The 16,896-nt window shown below is 38.4% G+C and carries 7 protein-coding genes; all 7 read left to right on the forward strand.

Features of this window, described 5'->3' with window-relative positions:
- Positions 1-180 precede the first annotated feature (180 nt).
- The 7 genes from MTO68_RS18735 to MTO68_RS18765 all read left to right on the forward strand — a co-directional run bounded on the left by MTO68_RS18735 (position 181) and on the right by MTO68_RS18765 (position 16,863).
- The gene (locus tag MTO68_RS18735) at positions 181-1,272 is read left to right on the forward strand and encodes an AAA family ATPase (RefSeq protein WP_244013910.1); all 1,092 of its coding nucleotides are present in this window, start codon (positions 181-183) and stop codon (positions 1,270-1,272) included.
- A gap of 2 nt (positions 1,273-1,274) precedes the next feature.
- Positions 1,275-3,926, forward strand: coding sequence for a DUF5682 family protein (locus tag MTO68_RS18740; RefSeq protein ID WP_244013911.1), 2,652 nt, complete (start codon positions 1,275-1,277; stop codon positions 3,924-3,926).
- Positions 3,923-5,107 carry a VWA domain-containing protein gene (locus tag MTO68_RS18745; RefSeq protein ID WP_244013913.1) on the forward strand — a complete coding sequence of 395 codons (1,185 nt, stop codon included), beginning with the start codon at positions 3,923-3,925 and terminating at the stop codon, positions 5,105-5,107. Before MTO68_RS18740 ends, MTO68_RS18745 begins: the two co-directional genes overlap by 4 nt.
- A complete protein-coding gene (locus tag MTO68_RS18750; protein ID WP_244013915.1) occupies positions 5,104-7,257 on the forward strand; it encodes a hypothetical protein in 2,154 nt (717 codons plus the stop codon). The genes MTO68_RS18745 and MTO68_RS18750 overlap by 4 nt, the downstream gene beginning before the upstream one ends.
- A gap of 129 nt (positions 7,258-7,386) precedes the next feature.
- Positions 7,387-11,229: a DUF4132 domain-containing protein gene (locus tag MTO68_RS18755; protein ID WP_244013917.1), complete on the forward strand. Its 3,843-nt coding sequence runs from the start codon at positions 7,387-7,389 to the stop codon at positions 11,227-11,229.
- A 209-nt stretch (positions 11,230-11,438) separates the two neighbouring features.
- On the forward strand, positions 11,439-15,182 hold the full coding sequence (locus tag MTO68_RS18760; RefSeq protein ID WP_244013919.1) for a DUF4132 domain-containing protein: 3,744 nt from the start codon (positions 11,439-11,441) through the stop codon (positions 15,180-15,182).
- 448 nt (positions 15,183-15,630) lie between these two features.
- Positions 15,631-16,863, forward strand: a complete 1,233-nt coding sequence (locus tag MTO68_RS18765) for a beta-ketoacyl synthase N-terminal-like domain-containing protein (protein ID WP_004723663.1) — start codon at positions 15,631-15,633, stop codon at positions 16,861-16,863.
- Positions 16,864-16,896 lie beyond the last annotated feature (33 nt).

A 16,896-nucleotide genomic window follows, 5' to 3' on the forward strand; every position in this document is an offset into this window, starting at 1 on the left:
TATACAATTATAAACAATCTAACCCTAGTTCACTTGCAATTGCAGCACTCAATTTACTTAAAAATACTTTTCATAACAAACAGATGTCACAATTTGTCGCGAACAACTTATGTACCAGTGGTCATCTCAGCCTTTGCCAGTTATGATAGATTCATTGGATAAAATATATATAGAATCATTATGAAGCAAAATTTTCAAAATCAAATTAAGCACAGTTCAGAACAAAAATACCAAGCGGAACTAGAACGCTTAAAAGAACAAGATCAACATAGAAAGCCAGTGGGTTGGCAACTTTCTGCTTACGCTGTTCGCTCATTTATCTTGGGTGATGCCAAACTGGATATTCAAAAAAAGTTTTATGGTGATGATGCCTTAGTTGACCGTGCCTTGGTTACGTTGATGGGCAATCAAGGTTTGATGCTGGTGGGTGAACCAGGTACAGCAAAATCGATGCTTTCAGAGCTATTTAGTGCTGCCATTTCAGCCAACTCTCAGCTCACAATTCAAGGGACAGCAGGGACAACCGAAGACCATATTAAATATTCTTGGAACTACGCGCTCCTTTTGTCAGAAGGACCAACAGATAAATCACTGATTCCCTCCCCGCTCTTCTATGCCATGAAAAACGGACAAATTGCCCGCTTTGAAGAAATCACCCGTTGCCCACCTGAAATTCAGGATGTGTTGGTGTCTTTACTGTCTGAGAAGCAAATGATGATCCCTGAAATGGGACAAGATTTTAGTTTGCAAGCGACACAAGGATTTAACATCATCGCAACAGCAAACTTGCGTGACCGTGGCGTACATGAAATGTCAGCAGCATTAAAGCGCCGTTTTAACTTTGAAACAGTAAAACCAATTCGTGATCAAAAATTTGAAATCGAACTGGTGGGATTACAACTTAAGAACCAGCTTGCTGATTTATACAGTGAAATCCAAGTTCGCCCAGAAGTTATCGAACTCTTGGTGACCATTTTCAATGAGCTCAGAACAGGGCAAAGTCTGCAAGGCGCAACACTTAAAACACCTGATGCTGTTATGTCTACTGCTGAAGCAGTCAATATTGCCCATGCGGCAGGTCTACAAGCCATTTATCTCAGTGATGGAAAATTAAAAGCAGAACACCTCGCACAACAATTGATTGGAGTTGTGTTTAAAGATAATCCAGATGACGCTAAACGCCTACGTTACTATCTGGATACTGTGGTGAAAGAGCGTGCACGTAAAGATGCCGACTGGAAAAGTTTCTATGACGCCAGCCGAGAGTTTTAATCATGCAGCTGTTGGATCGCAATATAGAGAGAGGTGAAATGCCTGAACGCTTAAAACAGGCATTTCAACTGAAACAGCAAATGGCAGAGCAAAACGTTTTTTTTGCGCCAATCCGCCATCATAGCCCCGCTTGTGCATACGCGTTAAAACAATATATCGATGAACTGAAGCCCACACACATTTTAATCGAAGCACCAACAAGTTTTGAATTCTTAATTGAAAGCTTACAGAACCAAGCCACTCAGCCTCCTGTGGCTATATTTGCACAAGCACAACGCTCTTCAAATAAAACCTCACCCAAAAAAGGCGCTGCAAATAAAGAGAGTGCTGGCGAAGAACATGAAAGTGATGACGAGGTTCAACCAGAAATCTTTTCTGCCTACTTCCCTTTTTGTGAATACTCACCTGAATGGGTCGCCATCCAACAGGCAAAACTCATTCAAGCAGACGTTAAATTTATTGACTTGGATTGGGCAAAACAAAGTGCCTTAAAAACACAACAGTCCGATTTGGACTGGCAACAAAAAAGTTTGCTGTCTGAACGTTATTTTGCGCATAGCCAATATATCCAAAAACTTGCTGAAACCATGCATTGCCGAAATCACGATGAACTTTGGGATCATTTATTCGAGCTGCAAAATGTTGAACAACTGCAACATGCTCAAACTTTTTTTGATGATGTTTTTGCTTGGTGTTCATTGGCACGTCTGGATTATGAGCGTGAGGTACTCTTACAAGATGCTTCATTACATCGTGAAGATGTGATGTGGAATTGCATCCAAGACAGTATTGATCCCAAACATAAACTTTTGGTGATCACGGGCGGTTTTCATAGTCTTGCCTTAATTGAAAATCTAGCAGCCCCACAGCAAGCAGAACGTTTTACTGTCCAAGATCAAAAGCAAAACTGGCAAGAGCAAGCTTGGCTGATTCGCTATAGTTTCGATCGTTTAGATGCTTTAAATGGCTATGCTTCAGGTATGCCCTCTCCTGCATATTATCAACAACATTGGCAAAATTTAAAATCTGCAAACAACCCAACGGTTGAACAGACGCAACTGCAATTTTTTCAATATTTAAATGAGTTATGCCATTTTTTAAACCAAGAAAATGCACTGGATGTAACGCCTTATATCGCACTAAAAAATACCGCTGAACTTGCTTGGCAATTGGCTTGCCTTCGAGGGCATTATCAACCGAGCCGCTATGACCTCCTCGATGCCTTACAATCCGCCTTAATCAAAGGGGAAATGGATGATGGACAACAGCATTTATTTACCCTGATTTTTCAGTTTTTCAGTGGGCAACAGCTTGGTAAGGTTGCTCAAAATCAGCACAGCCCTGCATTATTACAAAATACCTATCAACAGATTAAAGCCTATCGTTTTAATTTAAATGACACCATCTTACGCAATCGAAAACTCGATATTTATCGTAAACCTTTACATCAGGGCATTAGCCAATATTTGCATTTACTGGAATTTGTCGGCTGTAATTTTGCCCAACGTATTTCAGGCCCAGATTTTGTACAGGGCGCCAGTCTGGATTTGTTGTTTGAGGAATGGCGTTATGCATGGACACCTAGTGTTGAAGCACGTTTGATTGAACTGGCAGAAATGGGTAATCAACTCGAACAAATTGCACTGCTTAAAATTATTAAACTACAGCAAGAAAATGAAGCAAAAGGTGTCGGGCAATCTGCCTTTGAAACTGCCAAATTGCTGGCTTTGGCATGTCGCTTAGGATTAAAACAACATTTAGAATTGCTTAGTCAACAACTCGATACTTTTTTAGAAAGCGATCAAAACCTTGCCTCGGTGATTGGTGCAGCACAGCAATTGTATTATTTGTGGCATGGTCACAAGCTGTTAAATTTACCCGAAAACATCGTGATACAAAGTTTAAGTTTTGCCGTCTATCAGGCCTGTTTTTTACTTGATCAAATTTACGATACCCACGAAGAAAAAATTCAACAAAATCTAAGCAACTTAAAAACCTTGCATGAACTGATTTTAAATATCAAGCAACGAAATCTTTCACTACAGCATGCAGTCGTAAATGCACAAGATGTAGATTTACTGGAACTGATGTATAGCCAAATTGATCTGGCAAAAATTGATGAGTTTCATCTTAGTTCACTCAAAGGTGCGCTGCATACTTTACAGTTTTTAGATCATCAAATTGAGCAAAATCAGCTTCAACAACAATTACAACTGGCTTTTGCAGTGGGAAGTGATCCTGAAGATGCTGTGCAATACCTACATGGCATGTTTTTTATTGCGCCTGAAATCTTTGTGCAATCCAAGGTTGCAATTGATGCACTTCACCAATTGGTCAGTCATTGGACGGAAGACACCTTTATTCGGATTTTACCTGATTTACGCTATATCTTTAGTCAGCTTACCCCAAAGCAAAGCACCAAAATATCTAAAATTATCGCAAAAACCACAGGACTTGGAGAGCATGTCATTCTCGATCAGGTGCTCAGTCATATTGGGGAACAGGATGTATTCCAAGGCATACAACTTAACCAGCAACTGCAAAAAATATTTGAATATGATCACTTAGATCGCTGGGCAAGCAATCGCTCAGAACAACTCAACCCAAAACAACAGCTTGAACCGCAATCAGAACAACAAGGAGTGAATAAATGAGCCAATTACCTCCTGAACCAAATCTTGATGAAAACTCAGATACCCCTGCTACTCTTGATGCAATGGATCAAGCACGCCGTTGGCGCTTGATGCTCGGTCGCTATGCCGACCAGAATTTATCAGCAGCGGCATTGTCAGGCGATCAACTAAAACTTGAGCGCAATCTTGATTATCTCTACCAAAATGAATATAAGCGTCGTGGCATCCAACAAGGGAAAAATCGCCATGGCGGTTTGGAAGCCTCGCAGCTTAACGCGATTAACTGGCTCAACCAAAGTCGAAAACTGTTCCCAAAATCGACCTTTGAACGTATGCAAAAACAAGCCATAGAGCGTTATGAGTTAACTGAGTTATTTAAAAACCCAGAGCATGTAAGACAACTTGAACCCAACCCTGCGGTGGCTAAAGCTTTGTTGAGTATGCGTGGTCGTTTAAGCAATGAGATGAAGGATGCGATTCGAGAATTAATTCAAAAAGTCGTGGAAGAACTCTTACAAAAAATCCGTACACAATTTTTAAAAGCGCTACAAGGTCGTCGTAATCGTTTTAAGCGTTCACATCTTAAACAGGCACAAAACTTTGATTGGAAACGGACCATTCAAGCCAATCTAAAAAATTATCAGCCTGATTTACAAAAACTGATTATCCAAACCCCTTATTTTAATGCCCGTGTACAGAAACATTTGCCGTGGGAAATTGTACTGTGTGTCGACCAAAGTGGCTCAATGATGGATTCGATCATGTATGCAGCAGTATGTGCCAGTATTTTGGCAGCTCTCCCTGCAGTCAATATTAGTCTGGTCCTGTTTGACACTCAAATTGTTGATTTAAGCCATTTAGCGCATGACCCAGTTGAAGTCTTACTGACCATTCAACTCGGTGGCGGAACCAATATTGGTCAAGCTTTACAATACTGTCAAAAGAAGATTAAACAACCCAACCGCAGTATTTTAGTCTTGATCAGTGACTTCGAAGAAGGTGCATCCGTTCAACAAATGCTCAACACCACCAGTCAACTCAACCAACAAGGCTGCAAACTGCTTGGGCTTGCGGCGCTGGATCAAGCAGCCAATCCTGTTTATGACATCAATATGGCACAAAAACTCCAAGAACGTGGTATGCAAATCGCAGCAATGACCCCTGAACATTTGGCGACATGGTTTGCAGAGGTGATGCAATGAGTTGGCATATTTATACCCAATACGATGAAGACAGCCTAACCATGCACAGTAATGCTGGTCTTCTACGTCGTGCCCGTAAAGCCTTAGATGCTGTTGAACTACTACAACAAGAGCACGATCAACTGGTATTTAAAGTCGAAGAATGTGAAGTTAAACTGCCCCTTGAGGGCATCACCAAAGCACTGTGTAATTGTTCAGCACAAGGCTGTTGTAAACATATTCTCAGCAGTATTTTATGGGTTCAGGAACATGAAACACTACTGGCTACCGCAAATAGCCCAAGTGAAAATAGCCCTAACAATAATCTAGAAAATGCAGTATCACTAACTCAACAGGAAACATCTCAACACGGTAAAATATCTGAGCAAGCCACAACGTCAGCCCTTGAAACTGTTTTAGAATTTGATCCAAGCAAAATCCAAAAACAAGCAGGCAAAGCCAATATTCGTTTGGCCTATGAATTTGTACAAAATTGGTTGCTGCAACCTGAATCCTGTCAAATTGATATTCAAGAACATAAAATCACTTTTCAAACCGATTTAAGTCCCAATCCAGTTGTTCTCTACCCTGCAACAGGGTTTGAAGGCATGTTGTCAGAAATTGCAGACAAACAAAAAGTTGCGGGGCATTTGGCATGTATTGCTTATTTATTTCTGAAAAATGCCCCTGAAAAATGGCAATGGTCCATTGATACAACAGCGCAACAACACAATTCTACGCAGCAACTTTCGCCTGATGATCAGGTATTGATCCAAGAACTTAAACTCATTTGTCAAAACTTTATTCAGCAAGGTTTGTCACATCTGGCCAAAGAAATGGTCATGTCACTGCATATTTTAAATATGCAAGCACGTGCACAAAACTTACCACGTCTAGGGAGCTTATTGCGTGCCTTACATGGCTCAATGAAGCAGTTTTTAGAAGCAGATGTACAGGTAGATGAGCAGCAGATTTTTAATCAATTGGCACATTTGTATGCCTATTTGGCTGCACTGTCAGAAATTGAGCATTTAGATCCAGATGTTCAAGCCGAAGCATTGCGACAACTTCGTGGTGCTGTACAACGTGACTATCAACAAGAAAGCATAGCGCATCTGATCCCGCTTGGTTGTGAATGGTGGAATACAGAGAGTGGTGCACATGGTCTAACAGTGTGCTTCTGGGATGCAAAAGAGCAACAACTCAAAGAAGTGACTCAGGCACGTGCCAATCATTTAGACCGGACCTTTGATATGCACAGTGCAGCCAATACGGGGATTTGGGGAAGTTCTCTCAGCTTTTTACTCCAGCATCAACTTGAATTAACCCATGCAAAATCCAGTTCAGAGACACAACTCAGTGCCAGTACAGATACTCGTTTTTTACCAAAAGGCTTGTTCAATGCACTCAGCCAATCCGATTTAGAACAGATGAATATTGGCATTTCAACATGGCAATCTTTACAGGAAATGCTTGTTCCGCATTCAAGCCTAGAACAGCTTAAGTCACGTTATGTACTGCTTCGCCATAAAAGTATCACAGCGCCTGAACTCAACGAACTAGAGCAATATTTTGAATACCGTATTACTGACGATGAAAATAGAGCACTCAAGCTGGTCATTCCGATAGAACCAGAATACCGTGCACGAATTAAACATCTCACCCAACTGATTCATAATGAAAAAATTATCGCAACATTGGTGCGTATCGAAGCAACACAGCAACAGATTCAATTCATTCCATGTAGTGTGTTTTTAACAACGCCAAAAGGTTTAAAAATATTCAGTCTGGATTATGATCATCCTGTACAGAAGAAAAGTAGCTTGGTTGAGCTGATTACTGGTCGAATTGAAAAATTGCTCGAACAAAAAAAACAATGGAAACATCAGCAACATTTATCTGCATTAGACCTTTTGATCTTGGAATCACAAGCCTTGTTTGAATTCTATGCAAATACAGGTCGTTCAAAACTGGATATGGATGATCTGGTTAAACTGGATGATTTTGCTGAAAAGTTTGCAGATTTGGGTTTAAGCTTTATTCAAAACTCACTCAAATCAGATTCCACACAGCACAATTTAGCCAGTCAGCTTTTAAAATGGCGACATGTTTTATTACAACTACAACGCCTAAATCATAGAATCGCTTTAGAAGGACAAGTTACGTCGTGATAAATTAAGCTTGCTATTTAAATTGATGATATTTTTCTATAATTTTAGTGGACTACCAAGCACAGTATTAAAGCCTAAAGTATTAGCGCCTATAGAAAAGCAACAGCGAGTTGCTCAAAAGGAATACAGATGTTAAATAAACTTTTTTCAAAAATTGAGTCGATGTTTTTAAAGCCTGAGGACAAGGCAGTGAAAACGCAACAAGCAAACTCAACCGCTGATCATGACCACATTCAAAAACATAATGAAGATCTAAAAAATAAAGTTGAAAAACTCTACCATATTTTCCAGCCTTTGGCCGTCATTGAAGACCAACTTGATCAAAATGTGGTTTTGTTTATTTTGGATGGAGAAAATCCAGAAATATTACTTAAATTACAGCAATACCCGCATGAAAAAGCACTGCTTTTACTGGGAAAGCCAGGTACCTATAGCTGGTATTGGCCTCAAAACAATCAATCACTGGATAAAAAAGAAAATAAGCTTGCTGAAGCAGCACTAAAACTACGCCGACGTTATTATGGTGAGATCTTTGAAGAATTAGAATTTGAACAAATCATTCGTTTTGCCAAAGTGCTTGAAGCGGCAACACAACAGAAAAATTTTACCAATATTTATGAAAAAGTGCCCGCTTGGTTTATTTATCTCACGGTAGATACATTTATTACCGCGTTTGATAGTCAGCAGTTTAGTGAAGCAGATCCGAATAAATTGTTAAAGCAAAATTGGACCCAACAGAAACTATTTGATTTGCTTGAAAGTGATCAACAGGGTTTAGGCGATGAACTGTTGCCTTATTTATTTGAACGCCAAAATATCGACAGTTATCATTCTAGTAAATTAGATAAAATATTATTACTCAAGGACACCCAAGATTTCATTTCAGCCCGATTAGATCAACTCAGAAAACTTATTCCAACACTGAGCATCATTGGACAAGAAAACTTTTTAGACTATATCGCCAAACAAACAGCATTGATCAAACAAATCCCCGACTTGATTGTAAAACTTTCTGTAGGGAAATCTAAAACCATTCGTACTAAAGCCACCAGTTTATTGACGAATTTAAATCCAGAAGATAGCCAAAAATATTTAAATCAAAATCTATTGGAAGGTTCAAGTCAGGAACGTGGCTTTTCTGCAGATCTATTGGCACGTTTAGGTGCTGACAATCTGACTGTACTAGAACAAGCATTTGCACAGGAAAAACAAAAATCTGTACAACAAATCTTACAAATGGCGATTCAGCGCTTAAGATCTGTTGATACTGCACAATTACAGCAAGATTTTGAAGCACCTACTTTTCAACCGTTTGTTGAACAAAAAATTCCGGCAAGTTTTACCGAAGTTATTTTAGAAAATTATCAAGAAATTTTGGCTAAAGCTGAACAGAATGCGGCCGATGAAATTGAAGAGAATAAAACAGCAAGTTATAGAAGAACTTGGGCTCAAGATCATTTAAAGCAGCTTAAAAAAATTAATCATCAAACCTTAACGTCAATTGTTGACCAACTGAACGGTGATGCATCTTTTAAAAATATCCACCAAGTTGAAAATATTATTACCCATAAAAATAAATATAAAAAATATCCTGAATTTTCCATTAATCATGCTATGAGAATCATTGCGATACGCAATCGAAATTGGATCTATTGGCCTAATTTATTTGAAATGCTTAAACCTGAAGAATATGCCAATTATGAACTTCGCCATATTGTTCAGGCTCTTGATGCGGCTAAATTTAATGATCCAAAACGTAGAGTGGCTCAAGGGATTCTAGCGGGATCATCCTATTATCAAAGTTTACAAGATCATATTTATGAAAAAGATAAAATTTGGCCATTTTTTGCGGAAAATCAAGAATATTTAACTGAAGCGTTGGGGCTTTCTCCATCTTTAGAAAAAAATGAATATCAAAGCTTTAACCCATCCGATGCCATCTTTGTACTTAAATGTTTCCCATCCTTACCAGTACAATTTATTCCGCGCTTACTCGAATTTGCATTGGGTGAAAATAAGCGTTTGCGTTATGAAGCGCAAGAAACCTTACAACACCTTCCAGACATTCATCAACGTGCCATTGAAGCTCTAGATTCGGGTAAACAAGACATTCGAATCACTGCAATTGAATGGCTAGCACGTCTACAAAATCAGGATGCAGTAAAACCGCTGAATGCTTTACTTAAAAAAGAGAAGAAAGAAATCGTTCGAGCTGCTCTTCTAACAGCATTGGAAAAGCTTGGACAGGATATTAGTGCTTATCTCAAACCAGAAGTGTTGCTAAAAGAAGCAGAAGACGGTTTAAAAGGCAAACTTTCAAGCAGTTTTACATGGTTTGATTTTGACACATTACCAAAAGTGAAATGGCAGAATGGTAAAGAGGTTGACCCTAGAATTATTAAATGGTGGGTGATATTGGCTGAAAAACTGAAAGAGCCTAGAGCCAATGCCTTATTACAACGCTATAGTGACTTACTCGATCAAAAAGATCAGGTACAACTTGCCAATCATTTATTACACAGTTTTATTCATCAAGATACCTTACAAACACCATTGGATGAAGCAACGCAATATGCAACTACAGAAGCGCCTAGCCGTCTAAGTTCTTATCGGGATTCATACAAACGTTATGGTGAAAAATACCCTGAATATTATGCCAAATATGGCACCATCACCTTAGAGGAAGTGATTGAAGAGATTAAACGCGAACGTTTAGGACTTTATCTGGGTTCCGCGATCAAAAGTAAAGGTATGCTTTCACTCACCGCCAATGCACAAGGAAGTTTTGCAGTAAAACAATTGCAGAACTATATGAAACAACACTACCCTCGTCGCTCACAAATTGAAGCCATGATTAGTGCATTATCGATCAGTAATGACCCATTAATCATCCAATTGTTGCTTTCACTTTCACGTCGTTACCGGACTGCTTCGGTACAAACACTTGCAAACACATTGGTTGCTGAGATTGCTGAACGTAATCAATGGACAAGTGATGAACTGGCTGACCGTACTATTCCAACAGCAGGTTTAGATGAAAATGCTGTGTTACAGCTACAATATGGCTCACGTAACTTTAGCGCCATTATCGATGATAAAGATAAATTCATTCTTAAAAATGAAGAAGGTAAAGAAGTTAAAGCGCTACCCGCGGCCCGCCAAAATGATGATGAAAGCCTGATCAAAGAAGCCAAAGCACTGTTTAGTACCAGTAAAAAAGAGTTTAAACAAGTCGTGGATATGCAAACAGGTCGTTTGTATGAGGCGATGTGTAGCGAACGTCAGTGGAATGTTGCAGAGTGGCAAGAGTATATCTTTGCCCATCCAATCATGAGACGCTTAATCCAAAAACTGATTTGGCTTGAAATCAAAACCAATGGTGAAAAAATCAGTTTTAGACCAAGTGATGATGGTGCATTACTGAATTTAGATGATGATGAAATCGAGCTTAGCACAGACAGTAAAATTCAAATTTCTCATGCGGTTTTGGTCGGTGAAAAGGAAGCGAAAGATTGGATTGCACACTTTAAAGACTATAAAGTGAAATTCTTATTTGAACAGATGACTCATCACCTGCCGAAGCTTGAGGATGATAATGTCACTGAAATTAAGGATCATAACGGCTGGCTTACAGACACCTTTACCCTCCGTGGCGTAGTGACCAAATTAGGCTATCAACGTGCCAGTATCGAAGATGGTGGTTCATTTGACCGCTATACCAAGCCGTATAAACAGTTGGGTATTGATGTAGAAATTACATTTAGCGGAAGTTATGTACCAGAGGAAAATATTCCAGCTGTACTTTATGAACTCACCTTTAGCAAGAAAGCCAGCCGCTCTTGGAATAACAATGAACTTCCACTTAAACAGATTCCACCAATTTTATTGGCTGAGAGTTATGCAGATTATTTAAAAGTTGCTGCATCTACATCAGGTTTTGATCCAGAGTGGGAAAAGAAAACGCCTTGGTAATCTGGATCAAAATGTATAAATAATCGCTAAAAAAGGGATAACAGCCAGTTTTTCAAAACTGGCTGTTTGATATTTTATTGTGAAAATGGAATATTAATATTCACAAAGACACATCATCTCGTCATAAAACTAAGCACGATATCATCCATAAAAAATTTAGATTAAAATTCAATGAGATCCAAAAATGAAATTTAATAATAAGGTGCCAAATGCAAGATATGACATATATGCAAATAAATGAATTATTTGCATCATTTAGCCTAGATACAGCTCAAAATTTACAAGATATTTTTAAACCTTTAGTCGATATTGATGCTGATTTACCAGCCCAAACCTTAAAATTTGTAATCACTGGTGAAAATCCAGAAATATTACTTGTTTTTCAAAAATTCCCTGATGATCAAGCCACTGCCCTACTGGGTAATCCTGGCACGTACAATTGGTATAGACCCAATTTTCATATTAATCGTCAGCAAGAGCACATGGCTTATCATTCGCAAAATGCACGTCAAAAGTTATATGGCGTAATTTTTGATGAGCTTGATCATGCGCAGATTGTACGTTTTGCAAAAGTGTTAGAAGCAACAACCAAACGACTTAATTTTATTAATTTTTATGAACAAGCACCTGTTTGGTTTTTATATTTTATCGTCGATGCATTAAACACAACTTATGGTGTTGGTTTTAAAGCTTTAGGACAGTCACAAAATATCAAATCTCATTGGACCTTACAAAAACTCTTTGAATTGCTCGAAAGTGAACAAGAAGGTTTCGAACAACATTTATTATTGGCCTTATTTGAACGTAAGAATCTGAGAAGTCACGATTTTGATCGCTTAAATTTGCTTTTCAATTTGAAAGACACAGAATCTTTTTTAGCACAATATGCAAATGAATTAATTGAAAAAATCCCCAATTTAACCAGCAACGGAATTCATATATTCTTAGATTTCTTGCAAAAACATGGCGATTTATACGATAAACTTAGCAAACTCATCGTACGACTTTCATTGCATAAAACCAAAGCCATCAGTGATAAAGCTTCGCCATTATTGAGCATCATCGATCAAAATAGCGTTCAAGAACATATGCGTTATTTCTTATTTTCAGGGAATAGCCAAGAACGCTCTGCGGCAGCGGAACTTTTTGCACGTTTAGGGCAAGATCATGCTCAACTTTTAGAAAAAGCCCTAAATGAAGAAAAACAAAAGTCAGTACAACAAGCCATACAAATGGCATTACAAAGATTAAAACCAAGTGAAAAAACTCAGCTTGAACAAGTCAAACTGCCTGACTTTGTAGCGTTGGTCGAGAAAAAACTTCCTGAATCTTTTACTGAAATCATATTGGAAAATTATCAAGAAATTTTAACTAAAGCAGAGCGAAAAGCATTATTGGAAATTGAGGAAAATAAAACCTCAGATTATCAATCTCGACATTTTCAAAACTACTTTAAAAATCGGACATATGTCAAAAAAACCAATTTAGAATCAGTTGTACAACAGTTAAATGGTGAAATAGAACGTAAATCATTTGCTTATGATTTTGAAATTATTCATTATAAAAACCGCATAAAAGAACAAAATAATTATACGATCTTCCATGCACTTCGTTCATTCCACTCTGAACGTGGAAATCTATACTGGGAAGATTTATTTGATATATTAACAACAGAACAGACAGCAACACTCGATTTAAAACAACTTGCTGATGCCATGCATCGGACCAAATTCAGTCAAGCTGATCGTTTAATTGCTCAAGGTATGTTAATGGATGAGTACAATATGTTGTCTCATTATATCGTTGACCCTGAAAAAATTTGGCCATTTTTTGCCGATCATCAAGCATTTTTAACAGAAGCTTTAGGCTTAACACCTTCTCTTTTCAAAGACAGTTGGCAGCAATTTAATCCCCAAAAAGCAATCAATGTTTTAAGATATTTTCCACAAGTGCCAAGTGAGTTTATTCCCAAATTATTAGAATTAGCACTTGGTGAAAATAAGAGCTTACGCTTTGATGCACAACAGGCTTTGGCAAAAATTCCAGACATCCATCTACAAGCCATCACAGCACTTGAATCTGGTAAGCAAGAAGTAAGAATTTCTGCAATTGAGTGGTTGACGCGTTTGCAAAATCAAGATGCAGTAAAACCACTGAATACTTTGCTGAATAAAGAGAAAAAAGAAATCGTTCGAGCTGCACTTTTAACGGCATTGGAAAAGCTCGGACAGGATATTAATGCTTATCTCAAGCCAGAAGTACTGCTTAAAGAAGCAGAAGTTGGGCTAAAAGGTAAATTATCAGTGAGTTTTAAATGGTTTGATTTTGAAACTTTACCAAAAGTGAAATGGCAAAATAACACAGATGTTGACCCCAAAATTATACAATGGTGGGCGATTTTGGCAGAAAAATTGAAGGAACCAAAAGCCAATCAATTGCTACAACGTTATGTAGGATTATTGAGTGAAAAAAGCCAACAAGAACTTGCAAATTTCGCCCTACAGAGCTTTATTACTGAAGATACTCGTGGCCCTAGATTGGATGAAGCAACAGAATATGCTGTTAAAAATGCGCCACAACGTTTACAACAGTATCGCAATGCTTATCAGGCTTGGGCGAAAAATGACACTTATTATGCATACTATGGGACGATTACACTTGAAGAAGTCATTACAGAAATCAAAAACATTCAGCTTTCTTGTATTTTAGGTTCAGCAATCAAAAGTAAAGGTTTCTTAGCACTGGCATTTGCAGCTCAAGGAAGTTTTGCCGTCAAACAAATACAAGATTTTATCAAACAGCACTATACGCGCCGAGCTCAATTAGAAGCCATGATTAGTGCATTATCCATTAGCGATAACCCTTCTATCACCCAACTGTTGCTTTCACTTTCACGTCGTTACCGGACTGCTTCGGTACAAACACTTGCAAACACATTGGTTGCTGAGATTGCTGAACGTAATCAATGGACAAGTGATGAACTGGCTGACCGTACTATTCCAACAGCAGGTTTAGATGAAAATGCTGTGTTACAGCTACAATATGGCTCACGTAACTTTAGCGCCATTATCGATGATAAAGATAAATTCATTCTTAAAAATGAAGAAGGTAAAGAAGTTAAAGCGCTACCCGCGGCCCGCCAAAATGATGATGAAAGCCTAATCAAAGAAGCCAAAGCACTGTTTAGCACCAGTAAAAAAGAGTTTAAACAAGTCGTTGATATGCAAACAGGTCGTTTGTATGAGGCGATGTGTAGCGAACGTCAGTGGAATGTTGCTGAATGGCAAGAGTATATCTTTGCCCATCCGATTATGAGACGCTTAATCCAAAAGCTGATTTGGCTTGAGATCAAAACCAATGGCGAAAAAATCAGTTTTAGACCAAGTGATGATGGTGCATTACTGAATTTAGATGATGATGAAGTTGAACTTAGTGCAGATAGTAAAATTCAAATTTCTCATGCTGTTTTGGTCGGTGAAAAGGAAGCAAAAGATTGGATTACACACTTTAAAGACTATAAAGTGAAATTCTTATTTGAACAGATGACTCATCACCTACCAAAGCTTGAAGATGATAATGTCACTGAAATTAAGGATCATAATGGCTGGCTTACAGATACCTTTACCCTACGTGGTGTTGTAACCAAATTGGGCTATCAACGTGCCAGTATCGAAGATGGTGGCTCATTTGACCGCTATACTAAGCCCTATAAACAGTTGGGTATTGATGTAGAAATTACATTTAGTGGAAGTTATGTACCAGAGGAAAATATTCCTGCTGTCCTTTATGAACTGACCTTTAGCAAAAAAGCCAGCCGCTCTTGGAACAACAATGAACTTCCACTTAAACAGATTCCACCAATTTTATTGGCTGAGAGCTATGCAGACTATTTAAAAGTTGCTGCATCGACATCAGGTTTTGATCCAGAGTGGGAAAAGAAAACGCCTTGGTAATTCATAAAGACAAATAAATTTTATTTAAGCTTGCTACAGGCTATAACAGTTGTATTGCAACCGATATGATTGGTCTTGATGGCCATCATATCGGTTATATGGATAATTCAACTCAGCAGGTAAAGAGAAGCCTTGTTCTACAATAGGGATAAAACACCATGCTTATCCCAGCAATTTAAAATTTATTTCAAAAATTAGTGCTTCAAACCATCTCAGGTAAGCCCTGCTTATGGATGGTTTTGCCTAATTGATGTAAATATCCATCATGAATTCATATTATTATAAAAATTATAAATATATTTATTTTCAGCTATTTAATTAACTTTTAAGCATACAATATATTGTTTTAAATGATGCACAAGAATCAATATCTTTCGCCATTGAACTAAAAAAGTAAACGCGTTTAAATGTAAACATTCATTCTGTATTCTAAAATAAAGGACTTTGCATGAACCGTCGTGTTGTCATCACTGGTATGGGCATTAACTCATGTATCGGTAATACATTGGAAGCTGTTAAGCACTCTTTGGAAAATGGTATTTCAGGGACACGTCATAATTCAACTTACGAAGAACTTAATTTTAAAAGTCATGTCAGTGCCGCAGCAGAACAAGATTTTGATGGTATTGACCGTAAACTCAAGCGCTTCATGGGCGTATGTGCAATGTATGCCTACAATTCTGCGCTTGCAGCTGTTGAACATGCAGGCTTAACGCCAGAGCAATTGGGCGGTAATCCTCGTTACGGTATTGCAGGGGGTTCAGGTGGTAACTCAACTGCGTCTGTTACAGAGATGGTTAAACTTTTAGAAGAAAAAGGTGCGCGTAAAATTGGCCCGTTCTTCGTACCACGTAATATGTCAAACACCATTACTGCCAATGTCGGTGTTGCATTTAAATTACAAGGTGTTGCTCATTCAATCACCAGTGCTTGTGCAACTTCAGCTGATGCGATTGGCTATGCTTACAACCTGATTCAATTGGGTAAACAAGATTTAATGTTGGCCGGTGGCGGTGAAGAAGATCACTGGTCACAAAGCTTATTGTTTGATGCAATGGGCGCACTATGTTCTAAATATAATGATGCTCCAGAAACAGCTTCACGCCCATACTCAGCTGACCGTGACGGTTTTGTGATTGCGGGTGGTGGTGGTTTCGTTGTACTTGAATCACTTGAACATGCTCAAGCACGTGGTGCAAATATTCTTGCAGAAGTGGTTGCTTATGCTGCAAATTCGGATGGTGCGGATATGGTTGCACCATCAGGTGAAGGTGCGACCCGTTGTATTTTGATGGCTTTAGAAGAAGCTAAACAACATGGCGTGGATAAGGTTGACTATGTCAATACCCATGGTACTTCAACACCTGCTGGTGACGTAACTGAACTTCTTGCGATGGGTCGTGCATTTGGTGAAGGTAATGTTCCACCATTAAGCTCAACCAAGTCTATGACAGGTCACAGTCTGGGTGCTGCTGGTGTTCAAGAAGCCATTTATTCTGTATTGATGATGCAAAATGACTTTATCGCGCCAAACATCAATGTCACTGAACTTGATGAAGGCACAAAAGGTTATGACATCGTACTTGAAAAACGCGATACAAAATTGAATACTGTGATGAGTAACAGTTTCGGTTTTGGCGGTGTCAATGCTTGTCTCATTTTTAAAAAATGGGAAGGCTAAACAAAGAATTGTTGATCATTCAAATTTAAAATA

Origin of the sequence: Acinetobacter sp. NyZ410 (assembly GCF_022828975.1) — a bacterium.
GTDB classification, from domain to species: Bacteria; Pseudomonadota; Gammaproteobacteria; order Pseudomonadales; family Moraxellaceae; genus Acinetobacter; species Acinetobacter guillouiae.